Source organism: Burkholderia contaminans (assembly GCF_029633825.1).
In the GTDB taxonomy this organism is placed as follows: Bacteria; Pseudomonadota; Gammaproteobacteria; order Burkholderiales; family Burkholderiaceae; genus Burkholderia; species Burkholderia contaminans.
This window is the reverse complement of sequence record NZ_CP090641.1, coordinates 1030164-1048445: the sequence shown is the minus strand read 5'-3', so window position 1 is coordinate 1048445 and position 18282 is coordinate 1030164. Positions and strand designations below refer to the sequence as shown.

The 18282-nt window shown below is 66.7% G+C and carries 13 protein-coding genes and 1 pseudogene; 5 read left to right on the top strand and 9 right to left on the bottom strand.

From position 1 onward, the window contains the following. Positions 1 to 73: 73 nt before the first annotated feature. A complete protein-coding gene (locus LXE91_RS22435) occupies positions 74 to 979 on the bottom strand; it encodes a choline sulfate utilization transcriptional regulator (protein WP_039369602.1) in 906 nt (301 codons plus the stop codon). Positions 980 to 1226: 247 nt separating this feature from the next. On the opposite strand from LXE91_RS22435, the pseudogene betC reads away from it, so the two are divergent. From betC to LXE91_RS22410, 5 genes and pseudogenes are all read left to right on the top strand, one after another. Continuing rightward, positions 1227 to 2777, top strand: a pseudogene (gene betC, locus LXE91_RS22430) (choline-sulfatase); the annotation flags it as partial. A 45-nt stretch (positions 2778 to 2822) separates the two neighbouring features. Further along, positions 2823 to 3791 carry a choline ABC transporter substrate-binding protein gene (gene choX, locus LXE91_RS22425; RefSeq protein ID WP_039369606.1) on the top strand — a complete coding sequence of 323 codons (969 nt, stop codon included), beginning with the start codon at positions 2823 to 2825 and terminating at the stop codon, positions 3789 to 3791. 260 nt (positions 3792 to 4051) lie between these two features. Continuing rightward, complete coding sequence (locus LXE91_RS22420; protein ID WP_039369609.1) at positions 4052 to 5191, top strand: porin; 1140 nt, start codon at positions 4052 to 4054, stop codon at positions 5189 to 5191. A gap of 374 nt (positions 5192 to 5565) precedes the next feature. Then, the gene (gene cysS / locus LXE91_RS22415) at positions 5566 to 6978 is read left to right on the top strand and encodes a cysteine--tRNA ligase (protein ID WP_039369612.1); all 1413 of its coding nucleotides are present in this window, start codon (positions 5566 to 5568) and stop codon (positions 6976 to 6978) included. Positions 6979 to 7205: 227 nt separating this feature from the next. Next, positions 7206 to 8456: an MFS transporter gene (locus LXE91_RS22410; RefSeq protein ID WP_039369634.1), complete on the top strand. Its 1251-nt coding sequence runs from the start codon at positions 7206 to 7208 to the stop codon at positions 8454 to 8456. Positions 8457 to 8507: 51 nt separating this feature from the next. Here the strand turns inward: LXE91_RS22410 and LXE91_RS22405 are convergent, their stop codons facing one another. The 8 genes from LXE91_RS22405 to LXE91_RS22370 form a co-directional block, all read right to left on the bottom strand. Continuing rightward, positions 8508 to 9518, bottom strand: coding sequence for an inorganic phosphate transporter (locus tag LXE91_RS22405; RefSeq protein WP_046544115.1), 1011 nt, complete (start codon positions 9516 to 9518; stop codon positions 8508 to 8510). Positions 9519 to 9531: 13 nt separating this feature from the next. Beyond that, on the bottom strand, positions 9532 to 10158 hold the full coding sequence (locus LXE91_RS22400) for a DUF47 domain-containing protein (RefSeq protein ID WP_046544114.1): 627 nt from the start codon (positions 10156 to 10158) through the stop codon (positions 9532 to 9534). 37 nt (positions 10159 to 10195) lie between these two features. Further along, positions 10196 to 11005, bottom strand: coding sequence for a 2OG-Fe(II) oxygenase family protein (locus tag LXE91_RS22395; RefSeq protein WP_039356639.1), 810 nt, complete (start codon positions 11003 to 11005; stop codon positions 10196 to 10198). 940 nt (positions 11006 to 11945) lie between these two features. Next, positions 11946 to 12305, bottom strand: coding sequence for a YbjQ family protein (locus tag LXE91_RS22390; RefSeq protein ID WP_039356636.1), 360 nt, complete (start codon positions 12303 to 12305; stop codon positions 11946 to 11948). A gap of 261 nt (positions 12306 to 12566) precedes the next feature. Next, positions 12567 to 13820 carry a M20/M25/M40 family metallo-hydrolase gene (locus LXE91_RS22385; RefSeq protein WP_039356633.1) on the bottom strand — a complete coding sequence of 418 codons (1254 nt, stop codon included), beginning with the start codon at positions 13818 to 13820 and terminating at the stop codon, positions 12567 to 12569. Positions 13821 to 13899: 79 nt separating this feature from the next. Further along, complete coding sequence (locus tag LXE91_RS22380; RefSeq protein ID WP_039356630.1) at positions 13900 to 15612, bottom strand: M36 family metallopeptidase; 1713 nt, start codon at positions 15610 to 15612, stop codon at positions 13900 to 13902. Between the two features lie 490 nt (positions 15613 to 16102). Continuing rightward, positions 16103 to 17047: a GlxA family transcriptional regulator gene (locus tag LXE91_RS22375; RefSeq protein WP_039356628.1), complete on the bottom strand. Its 945-nt coding sequence runs from the start codon at positions 17045 to 17047 to the stop codon at positions 16103 to 16105. Between the two features lie 127 nt (positions 17048 to 17174). Further along, positions 17175 to 18137, bottom strand: a complete 963-nt coding sequence (locus LXE91_RS22370; RefSeq protein ID WP_039356625.1) for a helix-turn-helix domain-containing protein — start codon at positions 18135 to 18137, stop codon at positions 17175 to 17177. Between the last annotated feature and the right edge of the window lie 145 nt (positions 18138 to 18282).

Below are 18282 nucleotides of genomic sequence, written 5' to 3'. Positions count from 1 at the left end.
TTCGGGGCGGATAGAACCAACGCGCCGTGTGGCTGGTATCGGCGCGCCAGCGCGCAGGGGCGGGCAGGGCCCGTCACGCGCTCGCGCAGGCGTCGAGCAGCCAGCGCCGGAACACGTGGGTCGCGTCCGGCTCGGGCCGCTGCGGCGGCCGCACCAGGAAGTAGCCGCGCGACGTGACGACCGGCGCGTCGACGGGCTTCACGAGCTGCCCGGCCGCGACGAGTTCGTCGACGAGCGGCGCCCAGCCGAGCGCGACGCCTTCGCCGAGCAGCGCGGCGTGGATCACGAGCGCGTAGCTGTTGAAGGTCACGCCGCGCGCGGCGGCCACCGTATCGAGGCCGTGCGCGTCGAACCAGCCGGACCACGACAGCCAGCGCTCGGGGCGCGTCGGCTGCACGTGCAGCAGCGGCAGGGTCAGCAGGTGCTCGGCCCGCGCGACGTGCGGGTGCGCGTCGCGGAACGCCGGCGAGCAGACGGGCGTGACCGATTCCGGAAAGAGACGTGCGGCGGTGCACGAGGGCCAGTGGCCGTCGCCGAACAGGATCGCGATGTCGCCATGGTCGCGCTGCGCGTCGTAATCCTGTGACGTGACGACGCGCACGTCGACATCCGGCATCACGCGCTTCAGCCCGGCCAGGCGCGGCATCAGCCAGTAGGTCGCGAAGCCGAAGTCGGTGACGATCGTGAGCGCACCGTGCTCGCGGCGCGCACGCAGGGTCGCGGTCGCGCCGCGCAGCGTGTCGAGGCTCAGCCGCACGGCTTCGTACAGGCACTCGCCGTCGGCCGTCAGCGTGACGCCGCGCGGACTGCGCTCGAACAGCGGTACGCCCAGTTCGGCTTCGAGCTGGAACACCTGCTGGCTCACGGCAGGCTGGGTGGAGCCGAGCTCGCGCGCGGCGGCCGTGAAGCTCGCGAGCCGGGCGGCCGATTCGAACGCGCGCAGCGCCTGCATCGACGGTAACGGTTCGGATTTCGACATAAGTCTCTCTAATGGCCCCATAAGGGCCGGACGCCTACCCGCGCGAATTCGGGCGGGCGATAGTGCTGCGGACGGTGTGGCACCTGTGCTTCACGGCCTGCTTCACAGTCTGCTTCACGGCCGCCGCGCAACGTATTCCGCGATTCTAGCCAGCACGGCCCGCCCGTGCGGCACTTTCGTCGAGCCGCTTCCGTCATGCCGGACATCCCGCTGCACGAGCGGCGCACCGTTCCATTCGAACACCGTTTTCCCCACGACAGCCGATGACGAACCCGACACCCAACATCCTGATCCTGATGGCCGACCAGCTCACGCCGTTCGCGCTGCCGGCCTACGGCAATCGCGTCGCGCGCACGCCGACGCTGGACCGTCTCGCCGCGCAAGGCGTCGTATTCGACGCGGCGTACTGCGCGAGCCCGCTGTGCGCGCCGTCGCGTTTCTCGCTGCTGACGGGCAAGCTGCCGTCGGGGATCGGCGCCTACGATAACGCCGCCGAATTGCCGGCGCAAACGCTGACGTTCGCGCACTACCTGCGCGCGGGCGGCTACCGGACGATGCTGTCCGGCAAGATGCATTTCTGCGGTCCCGATCAGCTGCACGGCTTCGAGGAGCGCCTCACGACCGACATCTATCCGGCCGATTTCGGCTGGGTGCCCGACTGGGACAGCCCGACCGAGCGGCCGAGCTGGTATCACAACATGAGTTCGGTGCTGGAGGCCGGCCCGTGCGTGCGCACGAACCAGCTCGATTTCGACGACGAAGTCACGTTCGCCGCGAAGCAGAAGCTGTACGACGTCGCGCGCGAGCGCGCGGCCGGGCACGATGCGCGGCCGTTCTGCATGGTCGTGTCGCTGACCCATCCGCACGACCCGTACGCGATCACGCGCGAATACTGGGATCGGTACAGCGACGAAGAAATCGACATGCCGGCCGTGCGGCTCGACGCGGCCGAAAGCGATCCGCATTCGCAGCGGCTGCGCTTCGTCTGCGAGAACGACCGCACGCCGCCCACCGACGCGCAGATCCGCGCCGCGCGTCGCGCGTATTACGGCGCGACCTCCTACGTCGATGCGCAGTTCGGCAGCGTGCTGGCCGCGCTCGAGCAATGCGGATTCGCCGACGATACGATCGTGATCGTCACGTCCGACCACGGCGACATGCTCGGCGAACGCGGGCTCTGGTACAAGATGACGTTCTTCGAAGGCGGCTGCCGCGTGCCGCTGATCGTGCATGCGCCGGGCCGCTTCGCTGCCGCGCGCGTGCGCGGGCCCGTGTCGCACGTCGACCTGCTGCCGACGCTCGTCGACCGGCCGGCGCCGCGCCGGCCGGCGGCTGGCCCGACCCGGTCGACGGCGCGAGCCTCGTGCCGCACCTGTACGGCACGCCCGCGCACGACGTTGCGCTCGGCGAATACCTGGCGGAAGGCGCGGTTGCGCCGGTCGTGATGATCCGCAGCGGCGACTGGAAGTACGTGCATTGCCCGCTCGATCCCGACCAGCTGTACAACCTGTCGGGCGACCCGCGCGAGCTGACGAACCTGGCCGGCACGCCGGAAGCGGCCGACGTGCTTGCCGCGTTCCGCGCGCAAGCCGCGCAGCGCTGGAACCTGCCCGAGCTGGACCGGCAGGTGCGCGCGAGCCAGCGGCGCCGGCGCTTCCATTACGCGGCCACGACGCAGGGCCGCATCCAGGCGTGGGACTGGCAGCCGTTCACCGACGCGAGCCAGCGCTACATGCGCAATCACATCGAGCTCGACACGCTCGAGGCAATGGCGCGGTTTCCGCGTGTCGGGCGCTGAGCGTACCGCATCGCGATCATTGAACAACGACGGAGGAAGCGAACCATGAAACGGCAACGCAATGCAGCAATCCGAAGGATCGGCGTGGCGCTCGCCGCCGCCGCGTGCCTGATGACGACGCAGGCCGCGCACGCGGCCGATCCGCAGACGTGCAGCAACGTGAAGATGGCGGCGCCCGGCTGGACCGACATCGACGCGACGAACGCGATGGCGGGCGTCGTGCTGAAGGCGCTCGGCTACCGGCAGGACGTGGCGAACCTGTCGGTGCCGATCACGTACCAGGGGCTCAAGAAAGGGCAGGTCGACGTCTTTCTCGGCAACTGGATGCCCGCGCAGGCGCCGCTCGTGAAGCCGTTCGTCGACGAGAAATCGATCGACGTGCTGCACGCGAACCTGAGCGGCGCGAAGTTCACGCTCGCCGTGCCCGATTACGTGGCCGCCGCCGGCGTGCATACGTTCGCCGATCTCGCGCGCTACGCGGATCGCTTCGGCGGCAAGATCTACGGGATCGAGCCCGGCGCGCCCGCGAACCAGAACATCAAGCGGATGCTGTCCGACCACGTGCTCGGGTCCGCGAACTGGTCGCTCGTCGAATCGAGCGAGACGGGCATGCTCACGCAGGTCGAGCGCGCGGTGCGCGACAAGCGCTGGATCGTGTTTCTCGCGTGGGAGCCGCATCTGATGAACACGAAGTTTCATCTGACGTATCTGTCGGGCGGCGATGCGTACTTCGGCCCGAACTACGGCGGCGCGACGGTCAACACGGTCACGCGTGCCGGGTTCGCCGGCCAGTGCGCGAACCTCGCGCGACTGTTCCGGCAGATGACGTTCTCCGTCGACGTCGAGAACCGGATGATCGCCGACATGCTCGACCACAAGACCTCGCCCGCGCTCGCGGCGCAGCATGCGCTGAAGGCCGAGCCCGCGCTGGTCGCCGGCTGGCTCGACGGCGTGACGACGGCGGCCGGCGCACCGGGCCTGCCGGCCGTGCGCGCGGCCCTCGACGCTCGCTGATTCCCTCCCTCCGGGCGGCCGGTTTTTGCCGTGCCGCCTGTCTACGTGTTTTCCCGATCCGTCGCATCGTGACCATTTGGTGTCGCCTTCAGACGGGTGACCCGAAATATGGGTTTGTATTTTTCGCCAATGGCTCCGTTATTGCGGAAAACGAAATGCCGAAGCCAGCGGGGCGGTCTGAATTGGAATCCACCGGCGCATCGCGGCACGCGCCGGGACGAGATTCTATCCATCGAACGGTTCAGGGAGGGTGGTCGACAATGAAGCAAAAGAAAGTTGCCGTAGCCGCCGCGCTTGCATGCGCGGCCTGTATTCCCGCCATCGGGCATGCACAAAGCAGCGTGACGCTGTACGGGATTCTCGACGCGGGTATCACGTACGTGAACAACACGGGCGGTTCGCACGTGGTCAAGTTCGACGACGGCGTCGCCTACGGAAACCGCTTCGGCCTCAAGGGCACCGAAGATCTGGGCGGCGGCCTGAAGGCCGTGTTCACGCTCGAGAGCGGCTTCCACCTCGGCAACGGGCAACTCGGTTTCGGCGGCGCGGAATTCGGCCGCCAGGCGTATGTCGGCCTGCAGAACGACTGGGGCACGCTGTCGTTCGGCAACCAGCTCGACATCACGAACGAACTCGTGTCGATCTACAACATTTCGGCGTGGGGCAGCGGCTATGCGATCCACCAGGGCGACTTCGACCGCTTCAACGGCGACCGCCTGCCGAACTCGGTGAAGTTCCTGTCGAACGATCTCAGCGGCTTCAAGTTCGGCGCGATGTACTCGTTCGGCAACGTCGCGGGCAACTTCCACCGCAACAGCGCATGGAGCGCGGGCGCGAGCTTCACGAAGGGCGACTTCTCGATCGGCGCCGCGTACACGCGCCTGAACAACCCGAACGGCATCTACGCGTTCGACCCGTACGCGATGATCGGCACGCACACGTTCCTCGGCCAGCAGACCGTCACCGTCGATCCGGCGACCGGCGCACGCACCGACCTGTTTGCGAACACCGCGATGGACGTCGACAGCCAGGGCACGTTCGGCATCGGCACCAGCTACACGATCGGCAAGCTGACGCTCGACGCCAACTACTCGTACACGACGATCAAGGGCTTCGGCCAGTCGTCACACATGCAGGTGTACGAAGGCGGCGGGCTGTACCAGTTCACGCCGGCGCTGAGCCTCATCGCGGGCTACCAGCACACGCGCTTCGAAGGCCACCACTGGAACCAGGGCACGGCGGGCCTGCACTACCTGCTGTCGAAGCGCACCGACATCTACATCTCCGGCGATTACCTGCGCGCGTCGCAGGGCGTCGATGCGGTGGTCGGCTACAGCTTCACGCCGTCGACGACGCAGACGCAGGCCGACGTGCGGATCGGGATGCGGCATTCGTTCTGAGCGGGATGGGTGGGGCAGCGACGTCTTCAGCGAGCGGTCTCTCTTTGGCGCGAACCTCGGTTCGCGCTTTTTTTTTGCCGGGCGTGAGCGGGCACGAAAGCCGTCCGGCCCGCGCCGCCAGCCTGGCCACCGCCCGGGAAACAGCGCCCGGATGGTCTTGACCATTGCCGTCTATAGGCGCTAGCATCGTCCGCATGCTTGATCTCGCCATGTCCCCCTCGTCGCTGATCCGCGCATGTTGTCAGCACATGCCAGGGGGAAGTTGCGTCTAGCGAATTCGCTGAACATTCAAGCAATCGCCTTCCGGCCGCCTGTGATGCAAGACAGGCGGCCTTTTTGTTTTTGGGCCCACACCTTCGGGACGGAGAAATTCGATGCCGCTTGCGCTGTATGACACCTGGTCGCGTACCGTGCGCCCCTTCACGCCTGTCCGGGCCGGGCAGGTCGGCATGTATTGCTGCGGCCCGACGGTGTACGACCATGCCCACATCGGCAACCTGAGAACCTACGTGTTCGAGGATCTCCTGCGCCGTGTACTGGCGCGCAACGGCTACGCGGTCCGGCACGTCGTCAACATCACCGACGTCGGCCACCTGACGTCGGATGCCGACGAAGGCGAAGACAAGATGGAGAAGGGGAGCCGTCGGACCGGCGAATCGGCATGGGCCATCGCCCGGCGCTACACCGAGGCGTTCGTCCGCGACTGGCGCGCGCTCAACCTGCTCGAGCCGACGGTGTGGTGCCGCGCCACCGACCACATCGCCGAACAGATCGCGTTCATCGATACGCTCGACCGCGGCGGCTACGTCTACCGGACGGACGACGGCCTCTACTTCGACACCAGTCGGCAGGACGACTACGGGTATCTCGCGCGGCTGGACCGCGCGGGGTTGCAGGCGGGCAAGCGGGTGGCGCTGGGCGGGAAGCGGAGCATCACGGATTTTGCGTTGTGGAAGTTCAGCCCGGCCGACGTCAAGCGGCAAATGGAATGGGACAGCCCGTGGGGGCGCGGCTTTCCGGGCTGGCATATCGAATGCTCGGCGATGTCGGCGAAGTATCTCGGGACATTGTTCGATATCCATTGCGGCGGCGAGGATCACATCGCCGTGCATCACAGCAACGAGATCGCGCAGACGCGGGCGGCCCACGGCACGCAGCTCGCGAATTACTGGATGCACGGGCACTTCCTGACGTTTGACGACGATACGAAGATGTCGAAGTCGAGCGGCGATTTCGTTCGCCTGGAGACCTTGCAGAGCCGGGGTGTCGATCCGCTCGCGTACCGCTACCTGTGCCTGACGGCCCACTATCGAAGCAAGCTGCATTTCACGTGGGCGTCGCTCGACGCGGCACACACCGCGCTGAATCGACTGCGGCACCTTTATGCCGGCTGGCCGGACGGCGGGTGCGCCGATGCGGACTTCGTCGCGCGATTCGATGCCGAAGTGAACGAGGACCTGAATCTGCCGAGGGCGCTCGCGGTGCTGTGGGATCTGGTCAGGAGCAACCTGCCGCCTGCCACCCTGAAAGCGACCGTCGACAGCTTCGATGACGTGCTCGGCCTTGGCTTGCGCGAATGGCGGCCGGTTGCGTTCGACATTCCGGAACATGTCCACGTGTTGCTCGGTGAGCGTGAGCGCGCGAGGGCGGACAAGGACTGGGCACAAGCCGACCGGATCCGGGAAGCGTTGAGCGCCGAGGGCTGGAGAGTCGAGGACACGCCGGAAGGGCAACGTCTATTCGGCATGGTGATGGGTTCGAGCGATACAGCCGGCGCGCCGCAGTAAAGCGCGCGGGCCGCCTGCATCGGAAGATCCTGTCGTCAGGCATCCACCCGGCGGCCGCGATCCGCGTGGCCGCCGGAATCGTCGGCACCCACGTCTCCGGCCCGTTTTCCGCGGTTGGCATATCATCGCGCTTTGGCCGCTTCGGCACCGTTGTCGCGCGCACGCGTGGTCGTGCGCAGTCGTTTCTCGAACGGTACCGACGCACAGCGCCGACCACCGAGACCTCGATGACCGACTCCGTGCCCGACCCTAGTCCTTTATCCCCGCTACCCGCCAACCTGTTCCGCCATGTCCCGTTCCAGCGCTTCTGGGGCACGCGCGTCATGTCTTCCCTGGCTTTCCAGATCCTGTCGGTTGCCATCGGCTGGTACGTCTACGCGCTCACGCACAGTGCATTCGCGCTCGGTCTCGTCGGACTCGCGCAGTTCGTGCCGATGTTCGCGCTGACGCTCGTCGTCGGGCAGGTAGCCGACCGCTACGATCGCCGGCGCATCGCGACGATCTGCCAGGGCGTCGAGGCGCTGGCCGCCGCCGTGTTCCTGCTCGGTGCCGCGCAAGGGTGGCTGGCGGCACCGGCCGTGTATGCACTGGCTGCGATCGTCGGCACGGCCCGCGCGTTCGAATCGCCGTCGGTGTCGTCGCTGCTACCGGCCGTCGTGCCGCGCACCGACCTGCCGCGCGCGACCGCGCTGTCGACGTCCGCGAACCAGGCCGCGCAGATCCTCGGGCCCGCGTTCGGCGGGCTGCTGTATGGCGTCGGCGCGCCCGCGGCATTCGGCACGAGCGTCGTCGCATTCGCGATCGCGGCGGTGCTGAGCGGCACGATCCCGCTGCGCAGTGCGCCGCCCGCGCGCGAGCCGGTCACGCTGCGCTCGGTGTTTTCGGGCATCGCATTCATCCGGCGCGAGCCGGCGATTCTCGGTGCGCTGTCGCTCGACCTGTTCGCGGTGCTGTTCGGCGGCGCGACCGCGCTGCTGCCGATCTACGCGCGCGACATCCTGCAGGTCGGCCCGTGGGGGCTCGGTGCGCTGCGTGCGGCGCCTGCCGTCGGCGCGCTCGCGGGCACGCTGTGGCTCACGCGTTTCCCGTTGAAGGGGCGGCCGGGCCGCGCGATGTTCGGCGGCGTGATCGCGTTCGGCATCGCGACGATCGTGTTCGGCTTGTCGCGACACTTCGCGCTGTCGCTCGTGGCGCTGGCCGCGCTCGGCGCGTCAGACGTAGTCAGCGTCGTCGTGCGGCTGTCGCTCGTGCAACTGCGCACGCCCGACGACATGCTCGGGCGCGTGAGCGCGGTCAATTCGTTGTTCATCGGTACGTCGAACCAGCTCGGCGAATTCGAGTCGGGCGTGACGGCCGCGTGGTGGGGTGCGCCGGCGGCGATCGTCGTGGGGGGTACCGCGACGATCCTGGTCGCGCTCACGTGGATGCGGCTGTTTCCCCAGCTCACGAACATGAAGTCGCTCGAACGCGACGCGTGACGCGTGGCGTGTGATGCGCCGTGCGTCACGCGCAGGGTTGCGCCGCAGCCATCAGAAGATCCGGTGCCCGAGCCACCATCCGCCGGCCGCGAACAGCGCGGCCGCGGGCAGCGTCAGCACCCATGCCCACACGATGTTGCCGGCCACACCCCAGCGCACGGCCGACAGCTTCTGCGTTGCACCGACACCGACGATCGCGCCGGTGATCGTGTGCGTGGTCGACACCGGAATGCCGAGGAACGATGCGAGGAACAGCGTCATCGCGCCACCGGTTTCCGCACAGAAACCGCCGACCGGCTTGAGCTTCGTGATCTTCTGGCCCATCGTGCGCACGATGCGCCAGCCGCCGAACAGCGTGCCGAGGCCCATCGACAGGTAGCACGCGCCGATCACCCACGCCGGCGGCGCATCGGCGGTTGCCGACGCATAGCCCGACGCGATCAGCAGCATCCAGATGATGCCGATCGTCTTCTGCGCATCGTTGCCGCCGTGCCCGAGGCTGTACAGCCCCGCCGACAGCAGCTGCAGCCGCCGGAAGCGCCGGTCGACCTTGCTGGGCGCGGTGCGGAAATACAGCCACGACACGCCGAGCATGAACAGCGAGCCGAGGATGAAGCCGAGCAGCGGCGAGATGAAGATGAACGCGATGGTCTTCAGCAGCCCGTCGATGTTCAGCGAGCTCCAGCCCGACTTGGCGAGCGCCGCGCCGACCAGGCCGCCGATCAGCGCGTGCGACGAGCTCGACGGAATCCCGTAGTACCACGTGATCACGTTCCAGCCGATCGCACCGACCAGCGCGCCGAATATGACGTAGTGGTCGACGATCCCGGGATCGATCGTGCCTTTACCGACGGTCTGCGCGACCTTCAGGTGGAAGATGAAATACGCGATGACGTTGAACGCGGCCGCGAACACGACGGCCTGCCGGGGCTTCAGCACCCCGGTCGACACGACGGTGGCGATCGAGTTCGCCGCGTCGTGAAAGCCGTTCATGAAGTCGAATACGAGCGCGACGAGCACCAGCGTCGCGACCATCCACAGGGCGAGTTGTATCGAATGCATCTTGTTGATTCGCTCAGGCGTTTTCCAGCACGATGCCTTCGACGATGTTCGCGACATCCTCGAATTTGTCGGTAATGCGTTCGAGCAGGTCGTAGACGCCCTTCAGCTTGATGAGCGTCTTCACGTCGATGTCGTCGCGAAAGAGCTTCGAGATCGCCGATCGCAGCACGCGGTCGGCGCGGGTCTCGAGCGTGTCGATTTCTTCGCAGGCCTTGAGGATCTGCGCCGACTCCGTCATGTCGGACAGCAGGTTGACCGCGATCTGCGCCTGCAGCGCCGACTGCACGACGATTTCCGCGAGCTCGCTGGCCTCGTCGGTGACCGATTTCAGGTCGTAGACCACGACGGTGGTCGCGACGTCCTCCATCAGGTCGAGGATGTCGTCCATCGTCGTGACCAGCTTGTGGATCTCGTCTCGATCGAGCGGCGTGATGAACGTCTTGTGCAGCAGGTCGATGGCATCGTGCGCGAGCTTGTCGCCGGTCCGTTCGGTGGTCTGGACGTTGGCCATGGCCAGCTCGGCATCGTCGAGATTGTCGAGGAGCATCTGAACCTCGCACGCGGCGAGGACGATGTGCTGCGCATGCGTGTCGAAGAGGTCGAAAAAGCGGTTTTCGACGGGGAGGAAGCGTCCAAGCATGGATTCTCCGGAGAAAAGGTGGGCGGGACGACGCGGATCAGGCCGCGCACGGGCGGCACAGCGCGCGGTTGCCGAATGCGACGTGCCGGCCTTCGGCGAGTGCCCGCAAGTCCAGCGGCCGCTGGTTGACGATCGTGCTGGCGTGCGCGGCCGACAGGTCGGGATTGACGAAGTACATCAGCGACTTGCGCGGGGCGCGCGTGCGCGGGCGTTCGACCGCGTGCTGCATCGCCGGTACTTCGCCGTCGGTGAGCGCCTCGAGCAGCGAGCCGGCCAGCACGATCATTTCGTCGGAACGCGGCAGCGCAGAAATCGGCGACGAGTCGGGCAGCAGGACAAGGCCGGGTGCCGTCGGCCGGATGAACGACAGCAGGTGGCCGTCCTCGTGCGGATCCTGCAGGTATGCGCGGTCGTGGCTGCCGTGATGCTGCTCGTACGCGCAGAACTGCAGGTAGGAGCTGTGCCGGACCGGCGGCTGCGGCGTACCGCCCAGGTTCTCGCATACCGCATCGAGCAGGTCCTGCGCGATTGCGTGGATGCACGCTTCGTACGCGGCCATCTCGCGATAGAACGCGGATCTGGCCAGCGCAAAGCCGTGATGCGCATCGCGACGCGCGACCCAGTAGCAGAACCGGTCGCACAGATCCGGACGCTCCGGCGCATGCGAGTATTCGAGCCCGAACGGCAGGAAGCCGTCGGTGTGCTCGGGAAACGAGAATGCGTGCTTTTGCTTGCGATCCAGCGCGTCATAGGCTGCCGCGAGCCGGTCGAAATGCATGAGCAGCGCGTACGGCATCTTGAAGTAGACGTAGCTATCGCGGATCAGGCGGCTGGCGTGGAGTTTCATACGGTTTTGCATGGTGTTCTCCCGGTACATCGGACATGGCGTGGCGCCGAAAGGCGGGCAGTGCCGCGTTGCCGGCGCATGAGAAGGCGGGGCGTGGTGTGCGCGACCCGGTCGGCGTCAGCGCGGCGCGCGTGAAGAAGCGGCGGCGGATCGACGTAAACGACGGGTGAGGTGGCACGCGGGAGCGCGTCCTGGTGGTTGTCGTGTGCAAACCGGTGCTGCCGGTTCGGCTGAGCCGAGAGATCGAGTCGTGTCATGCGTGCTCCAGGTGCCGGACTGCACACGGCGGGAGCGTCATGACGTCAACGACGGACGAGCGCTTCCCGCCGCGCCGCGTCGGGCGCGATCGGCTGATAAGAGGCTGGGAGTCGGGTATTCGCCGGCATGGCGTGCGAACGCGAGCCGGCGCAGCTTAATCGGCTAGGGTCGTCGTCCATTTCGAACTCCTGTCTATTTGCGCAACGCGTACGTGTACCTGGGCTGTGCATGCGCGTGCATGCAGCCGGACACACGCACGCGACGCGGATCACGTACGGACGCCGCCCGGGTGTCGAGCGGCAACTGAATGGTCGAGTACGGGAATTTCGGATCGACGGCATGCCGATCCTGAAAGACACCGCATCCTGCTATCCCGGGATGCGGCAGAAGACAAGGCTCTGCGAAGCTTCCTCAGGCGGCAGTCAGGTTGGTGCAGGACCAACTACAACTCGCATCGGTAGGCACAGAAGCCTCCATGAATGAAAACGAGAGCGATGGTAAGAGGGAACCGCGCGGCGCGTCAATCGAAAACTTCGCACGTGTTTCGGGCGCATTCGCCGGCAGGTCGACCGGGTGCGATCGGGTGCTGCCGATGATGCGCAAGAACGATGTCGGGACAGCGGGCGGAGCCCGGCCGGCAGGTCCGGCGGAACGCGTCAACGCGGTTGGCCGGTGCCGGGCGTCATGCCGGTTCGACGATGACGGCCGTGCCGTAGCAAATCACTTCGGTCACACCCGAGCCGATCTCGGTCGAGTCGTAGCGCATCGCGACGATCGCATTCGCGCCGAGCTTGCGGGCATCGGCGAGCATCTTGTCGAACGCATGCTGGCGTGCTTTCTCGCACAGCGACGTATAGAGCGTGATGTTGCCGCCGAAGATCGTCTGCAGTGACGCGCCGAACGAGCCGACGATCGAGCGCGAGCGCACGATGATGCCTTGCACGACGCCGAGCGAGCGGACGGTCGTGTGGCCGGGCAGGTCGAAAGCCGTCGTGACGCGAGCGGGCGACAGGTCGTCGGGGGAGCGGGTGGTATCGATCATGGCAGGCGAGGGTAGCGGAGTGGTCGAGCCATGATTTTATCCGGACGCGCACACGAAGCCGGCAGCGAGACATTTGCCATATCGCGATGTCGCCGGTTGCCCGACACGGAGGCGTCATTCGTTAACGAATGTGTCCGCGAACGCCGGTTGCAGAAATTTCCGCGGCGATGAGCCTGTGCCGCTGCCCGATCCCGGACGCGCTCGTTCGACCGAAGTCGGGAAGGATGCACTTGCCGCCGCCTCCTTCCCGACCACGCACCGTCAGGGCTTCGCGGCCGCGCTGCCGTTCCCCCCGAGATCGACCGCGTAGGCCAGCGCCAGCTTGCCGAACTTCAGCGCATGATTCGCCTGCCGATCCGAATTCTCCAGCGTGTCGTTCACGGTATGGATATACGGACTGTCGTTCTGGTCGGCCTCGAACGGGAACGACGCCGGATACCCTTGCGCGTTCCACGACGCGTGATCCGAGCACGCATACCCGCACTGCGACGTGCCGATCGCGAGTTCCGGCAGGTAAGTCTTCGCCAGATTCGTCAGGTAGGTGTTCTGCGACGCGTTCGTGTAGTCGGTGATCAGGTAGATATCCTTCGGATCGCCCTTGTAGTTCGTCATGTCGAGCTGCAGCACGCCGACCACGTTCGCATTCTGCGCGCGGAACTGCTTCGCGATCGCTTTCGAGCCGAGCAGGCCGGCTTCCTCGGCTGCGTACCCGACGAACTTGATCGTCCGCTTCGGCTTGTAGTTGTTCGCCAGCAGCACGCGCAGCGCTTCGGTGAGGCTGGCGATGCCCGACGCATCGTCGTCCGCGCCGGGCGAGCGCGTGTTCTCCGTCGTGCGGCCGACCGTCGAATCGAGGTGGCCGCCCAGCACGATGGTGCCCGCGGCCGGATCGCTGCCGCGAATCGTCAGGATCACGGATTTCTGCGGAAAGCCGGTGTGCGCGAACTGTTCGACGGTGATATCGGCGCGCGAACCCGCCAGCTGCTTCCACTGCAATGCAAGCCAGTCCGACGCGGCGACGCCGTGCGACGTCGTGTAGTAGCGGTTCGTGAAGCCGGACAGCGACGTGATCGTGCCGACGATGTTGCTCGCCTGGAGTTGCTGGATCCACGTGCCGATCTGCGGCGCGTTCGATACCTTGTACGCGGATGCGGCGGCCTGTTTCGCGAGCGTCGGCGACAACGGCTGCAGTGCCTGGCGCGCGTCGTCGAACGAATCGTGCACGACGTAGCCGGGCCCGTGGCCGCGCGTATGGTGGACGGCGTGGGCCAGCTCGCCGAGCCGTGAATCGTCGATTTCGACGACGTGAACGGTTTCGCGGCGCGCGGCGCCGTCGGCCGTCTTGCCCGCGTCGAGCGTCGTGCTGTACTGCGCGGTGGCGCCGGCGTCGATGCGTTGCAACTGGCGGAACGCCGCGTCGCCGAGTGTGATCCACACCGGCGCCGCATGCGCGGCGGCGGTCAGCAGCATGCCGCCGAGCGCGGCGCCCAGGCGGGTCAGTTTCAGAGTAGGCATGTTCGATCTCGTGAGGATGGCGATGTCGAGGAAGAGGGCGTGCCGCAGGTCGTGCGCCGCGCCCCCGCCTGCTGCGGAATTACGACTTCTTCGGTACGGTCACGCCGTACGTGCAACTCTGGTTGTACGCATTGCCGATCGCGGTGAGCTGCGCGTTGCTGTAGCCGAGCGCGGACGCCGCCGTCAGCACGGCCTGCGCGGCGGCCTTCTGGTTGGTCGAGCTGTTGGTCATCGACAACCCTTTCAGGAACGCCTTGTCCATCGCCTGCGCGCCGATCGCGTCACGCGCAACGAGGTTGCACGATGCCCAGTACTGGCCGGCCGTATGGATCTCCGCGCCGCGCGCCTGCGCATAGGTGCGCCCGACGTTCCAGTTGGTCACGCGGCCGCCCCAGAACTCGTTGTGGCCGTCCCAGTTGTAGACCCAGTGGTATTGCGCGTCCGACGGGCTCCACTGGTTGAAGTCGCGGCTGTACGCGGCGGCGAGATAGTCGCCGGTGCCTTCCGACAAGCCTTCCTGCTGCGACAGGCCGCCGTTCGTCACCCAGTCGTGGATGCCGTGGCCGAGCTCGTGGATCACGACGTCCGCATCCTCGGCATCGTCGACGCCGCCTTGCCCGAAGGTCAGCCGGCCGCTGCTCGACGAGTACGACGAGTTGTCGTCGCCCGATTCGCCGTGCGGGTCGTACTGCACGCCGCCGGTGTACTGGTACGGCAGCGCCTTGATGCCGAGCGTCTGGTTCACGTAACGCAGGAACGTGTCGATGTGGTAGTACGCGTTCACCGCCTCGAAATACAGGTTGCCGCGCGTGAACTCGAACGCGGGCGTCGACTGCACGGGGCAGGCCTTGTCGAGCGGCGCATCGAAATCGACGCATACGGCATACGGGCCCGTCAGCGAGTAGCGTCCACCCGACTGCGCAAGATCCTTCAGCGTCACGCGCACGCGTGCGGCAGTGAGCTGCGACGAATCGGCGTCGTTGTTGTCCTTGAATCCCGTGCTGCCATAGCTGCTCCTGGTCGGCGACAACGGGTCGGGCCGGAACACGAAGCCCGTGCCGTCGGTCGCGTAGAACGCCTTGTCCTCGGCGCGCAGCACTTCGCCGCTGCCCGAGTCGATCAGCAGTTCCCAGTCGCCTTTCGGGCCGTCGTTCGGGCGGCCGCGCACTTTCCACACGGTATGCGTGCCGGTTTTGTCGACGAACGCGACCAGCTGCGCATCCAGGTTCGTGAAGCCGCTCACGCCAAGATATGCGCGGGCGCGGTCGAGCGCCTGCTGCTGGTCGACGGCTTGCGACTTGCGGGACGTCGCGACCACGCCGTTGATCGTGTTGCTCGCGACGTACAGGATGCGGCCGTCCTTCCCGACCGTCACCGCGATATCGCTGCCGTAGACGGGCAATCCGGCCGCCTGTTGCTGCAGGCGCACGACAGTGAAGTCGGCATCCGCGCGTTCCGACGTGACGACGAGGCTCGCGAGCGCGGTCGCGTCGAGCCCGAGCTGCGTGGCTTGCGACGCGACGAAGTCGCGCGCGGTGGCGGCGGGCGTCGTGGCGGTTTTCTTCGCGCGATACGCGGGGTTGTACAGCGTGACGGCGACCCCGTCCGCGCGGAACTGCCCGGCGGCCGTATCGGCCTTGGCGGCCGGCGGCGCGACGCCGCGCGTCAGGCTTTCGCGCAGGCTCGTTGCTTGCGGGTTCGACACTTTCGTATCGGCCGCGGTGCCGCCGACGATGCCGAAACCGAGCGCGAGACCCAGGGCGAGCGGCAGTGCTTTGCGTGATGTCTGCATACGTGATCCTCATCTCAACGGTTGGACACGCCCGCGCGTTCGTGGCGCGCAGGCACGACACGGCCCGCGCGCCGGTTCGATGGAACCGGTGCGGCGTAGCGGTGTTGGGAGCGTCGACTGACTAAGGAACCCTAAATGTCAGGTCGAAAAGAAACAGGCGGGCGAAGAGCGGGGGGAGCGGAAGAAGAAGCGAACGGCAGGCAGGTGCGGCGACGGCGAAGCGAGCATCGTCATGTCATACCCCTCGGATCGGATCGATATCGGTTGATGGCCCGCGTGGCGCGACGCACGCCGAGCGGCGGCATGCGTGTCGTTAGGCTGCCTATCTAACTTTTTTTGGTATGTTACAGAATATTTTCAACGACATTCCAATTTATTTTCGACGACCGCTTCGGTTCGTCGATCAATCGCCGGCATTGTTCATCGCGCGGCGGGAAACGCTGCCGGAACGTGCAATACCGCGCTGGATTGTGCCTAAAGCCGGCGACGATCAGCGGGTTGCACGCCGGTCGTTGCGCGGGCTCAACCCGAATCGCGTGCGATACGTGCGCGAGAAATGCGACGGCGATTCGAACCCGCACGCGACGCAAACCGATGTGATGCTCATGTCGGTCTGTTGCAGCAGTTCACGCGCGCGATCGAGGCGCAGGTTCAGGTAGAAATGCGTCGGCGTGTCGTTCAGCGTCGCGCTGAACAGCCGTTCGAGCTGGCGGCGCGTAATCGACACCTCCTGCGCGAGCGCGTCGGAGCCGAGCGGGTTTTCCATGTGCCGCTGCATCGTGCCGATCACCTGGATCAGCTTGCGGTTGTGCACGCCGTAGCGCGCGGCGATCTCGAGCCGCTGGCTGTCGGAGCGCTGCCGGATCCGGCTGACGACGAACTGCTCGGAGATCGCCGCCGCGAGATCGGCGCCGTGCCGGCGGCCGATCAGGTCGAGCATCATGTCGATCGACGCGGTGCCGCCCGCGCACGTGATGCGCCGGTCGTCGATCTCGAACAACTCCTGCGTCGCGTTCAGGCCGGGGTAGCGTTCGCGGAACGCGGCCAGCGCTTCCCAGTGCAGCGTGAGCGGCTGCGACGTGTCGAACAGCCCGGCTTCCGCGAGCACGAAGCTGCCGGTATCGATGCCGCCGAGCGTTGCACCATGACGGTGCTGGCGGCGCAGCCAGTCGCCGATCGCACGCGTGTAGCACACGAGCGGATCGAAGCCCGCGACGACGAACACCGTATCGACCTTGTCGACCTCCGCGCACGCGGCTTCGGCGGCAACCGGAATGCCGTTGCTCGCGGCGACGGGCGCGCCGTCGGCGCTGATCACGTGCCAGCGATAGAGCTCGGTGCGAAAGCGGTTCGCGACGCGCAGCGGCTCGACCGCGGACATGAAGCCGAGTGCGGAGAAGCCGGGCAGCAGCAGGAAATGGAAATCCTCGGGCATCGGAGCAGGAGATGGAATCCGGTGGTCGTCGCGCATTGCACGTTGCGGCGAGCGGACGGGCAGGTGCCGCGGCCGGCTCGCGCGCGCCGAACGGTCAGCGGGAGATTATCGCGGGTTTTGCGCGGGATCAGCGCGTTTTTGCGTCGCGTACCGACCGGCGCGCGGTGGTCGACGGCAATTCGCCGAACTGCGCCTTGTACGCGTTCGCGAAATGCCCGAGATGAATGAAACCCCAGCGCGCGGCCGCGTCGCTGATCGGCAGGTCGGCCTGCCGCGTATCGAGCAGCATCCGCCGCACTTGCGACAGGCGCAGCGAGCGCACGTAGTTCAACGGGCTGGTCTGCACGACCGACTGGAAGCTGTTCTGCATCGTGCGCCGGCTCACGCGCAATTGCGTGCACAGGCTCAGCACGTCGACCGGTGCTTCGGGATGGTCGATCACGTAGTCGTGCACGCGGCGCACGATGTCGGCGCGGCACGCGTGCGTGAGACGGTTCGACGGCTCGGGCATCCGGTAAGTGAGGAGATCGACGAGCACGTTGCCGATCTCGCCGCGCAGTTCGCGTTGCGCGCGTGCATCGAGGTACGTATCGGGTGCCGACAGCACGCGCTCGATTTGCGTGGCGACCTGCACGCTCGCGCGCATCAGCACGGCGGTGGGCATGTCGACGACACCGCGCCGCAACGCGGCTTCGTCGAGGTGGACACCGGCCGCATCCTCGACCTGCTGCATCAGTTCGCGATCGGCGACGACACCGATCAGCGACATGTCGTCGGGCGAATGCAGCTCGAACGGCGCACCGCCGCGCGCCATCACCATCGTGCCGCGCTCGATGCGTGCGCCGCCGAATGCGAACGCGCCCGAGCCGGTGAGCGGCATGCCGAACACCGTATGGTCATGCGGCAGTCTTCCGCGCTGGATGATGCGAACGTTGGCGGCTTCCTGGAACAACTGCACGCCGTCCAGCACCGCATGCTTGACCGCGCTGCGATACACGCCCGAGCCGATCTGGTCGTAGCGCTGGTTCCAGCCGCGCAGCGCTTCGGCATGCCGGTCCGCGTTGTCGAACCTCTCGTGAAACACGAACACAGCGCCTCCAGGTGCGTCGATCAGGACCGCGCAAGATTAAACCGACCGGGTGGTCGGCGCAATAAGGGGGAGCGCTATTCCGCGCGTATTCGTCAGAGGGTCGGAAGCCTCCGGCCGGCGCGGCTTTCAGGCGGTTTTCCAATAT

Bases quoted from the DNA above. Each gene is read 5' to 3' on its own strand.
- LXE91_RS22420 (WP_039369609.1), top strand. From the start codon at position 4,052: ATGAAGCAAAAGAAAGTTGCCGTAGCCGCCGCGCTTGCATGCGCGGCC.
- LXE91_RS22395 (WP_039356639.1), bottom strand. From the start codon at position 11,005: ATGAAACTCCACGCCAGCCGCCTGATCCGCGATAGCTACGTCTACTTC.
- LXE91_RS22435 (WP_039369602.1), bottom strand. From the start codon at position 979: ATGTCGAAATCCGAACCGTTACCGTCGATGCAGGCGCTGCGCGCGTTC.
- LXE91_RS22385 (WP_039356633.1), bottom strand. From the start codon at position 13,820: ATGCCTACTCTGAAACTGACCCGCCTGGGCGCCGCGCTCGGCGGCATG.
- LXE91_RS22400 (WP_046544114.1), bottom strand. From the start codon at position 10,158: ATGCTTGGACGCTTCCTCCCCGTCGAAAACCGCTTTTTCGACCTCTTC.
- LXE91_RS22380 (WP_039356630.1), bottom strand. From the start codon at position 15,612: ATGCAGACATCACGCAAAGCACTGCCGCTCGCCCTGGGTCTCGCGCTC.
- cysS (WP_039369612.1), top strand. From the start codon at position 5,566: ATGCCGCTTGCGCTGTATGACACCTGGTCGCGTACCGTGCGCCCCTTC.
- LXE91_RS22405 (WP_046544115.1), bottom strand. From the start codon at position 9,518: ATGCATTCGATACAACTCGCCCTGTGGATGGTCGCGACGCTGGTGCTC.
- choX (WP_039369606.1), top strand. From the start codon at position 2,823: ATGAAACGGCAACGCAATGCAGCAATCCGAAGGATCGGCGTGGCGCTC.
- LXE91_RS22390 (WP_039356636.1), bottom strand. From the start codon at position 12,305: ATGATCGATACCACCCGCTCCCCCGACGACCTGTCGCCCGCTCGCGTC.
- LXE91_RS22410 (WP_039369634.1), top strand. From the start codon at position 7,206: ATGACCGACTCCGTGCCCGACCCTAGTCCTTTATCCCCGCTACCCGCC.
- LXE91_RS22375 (WP_039356628.1), bottom strand. From the start codon at position 17,047: ATGCCCGAGGATTTCCATTTCCTGCTGCTGCCCGGCTTCTCCGCACTC.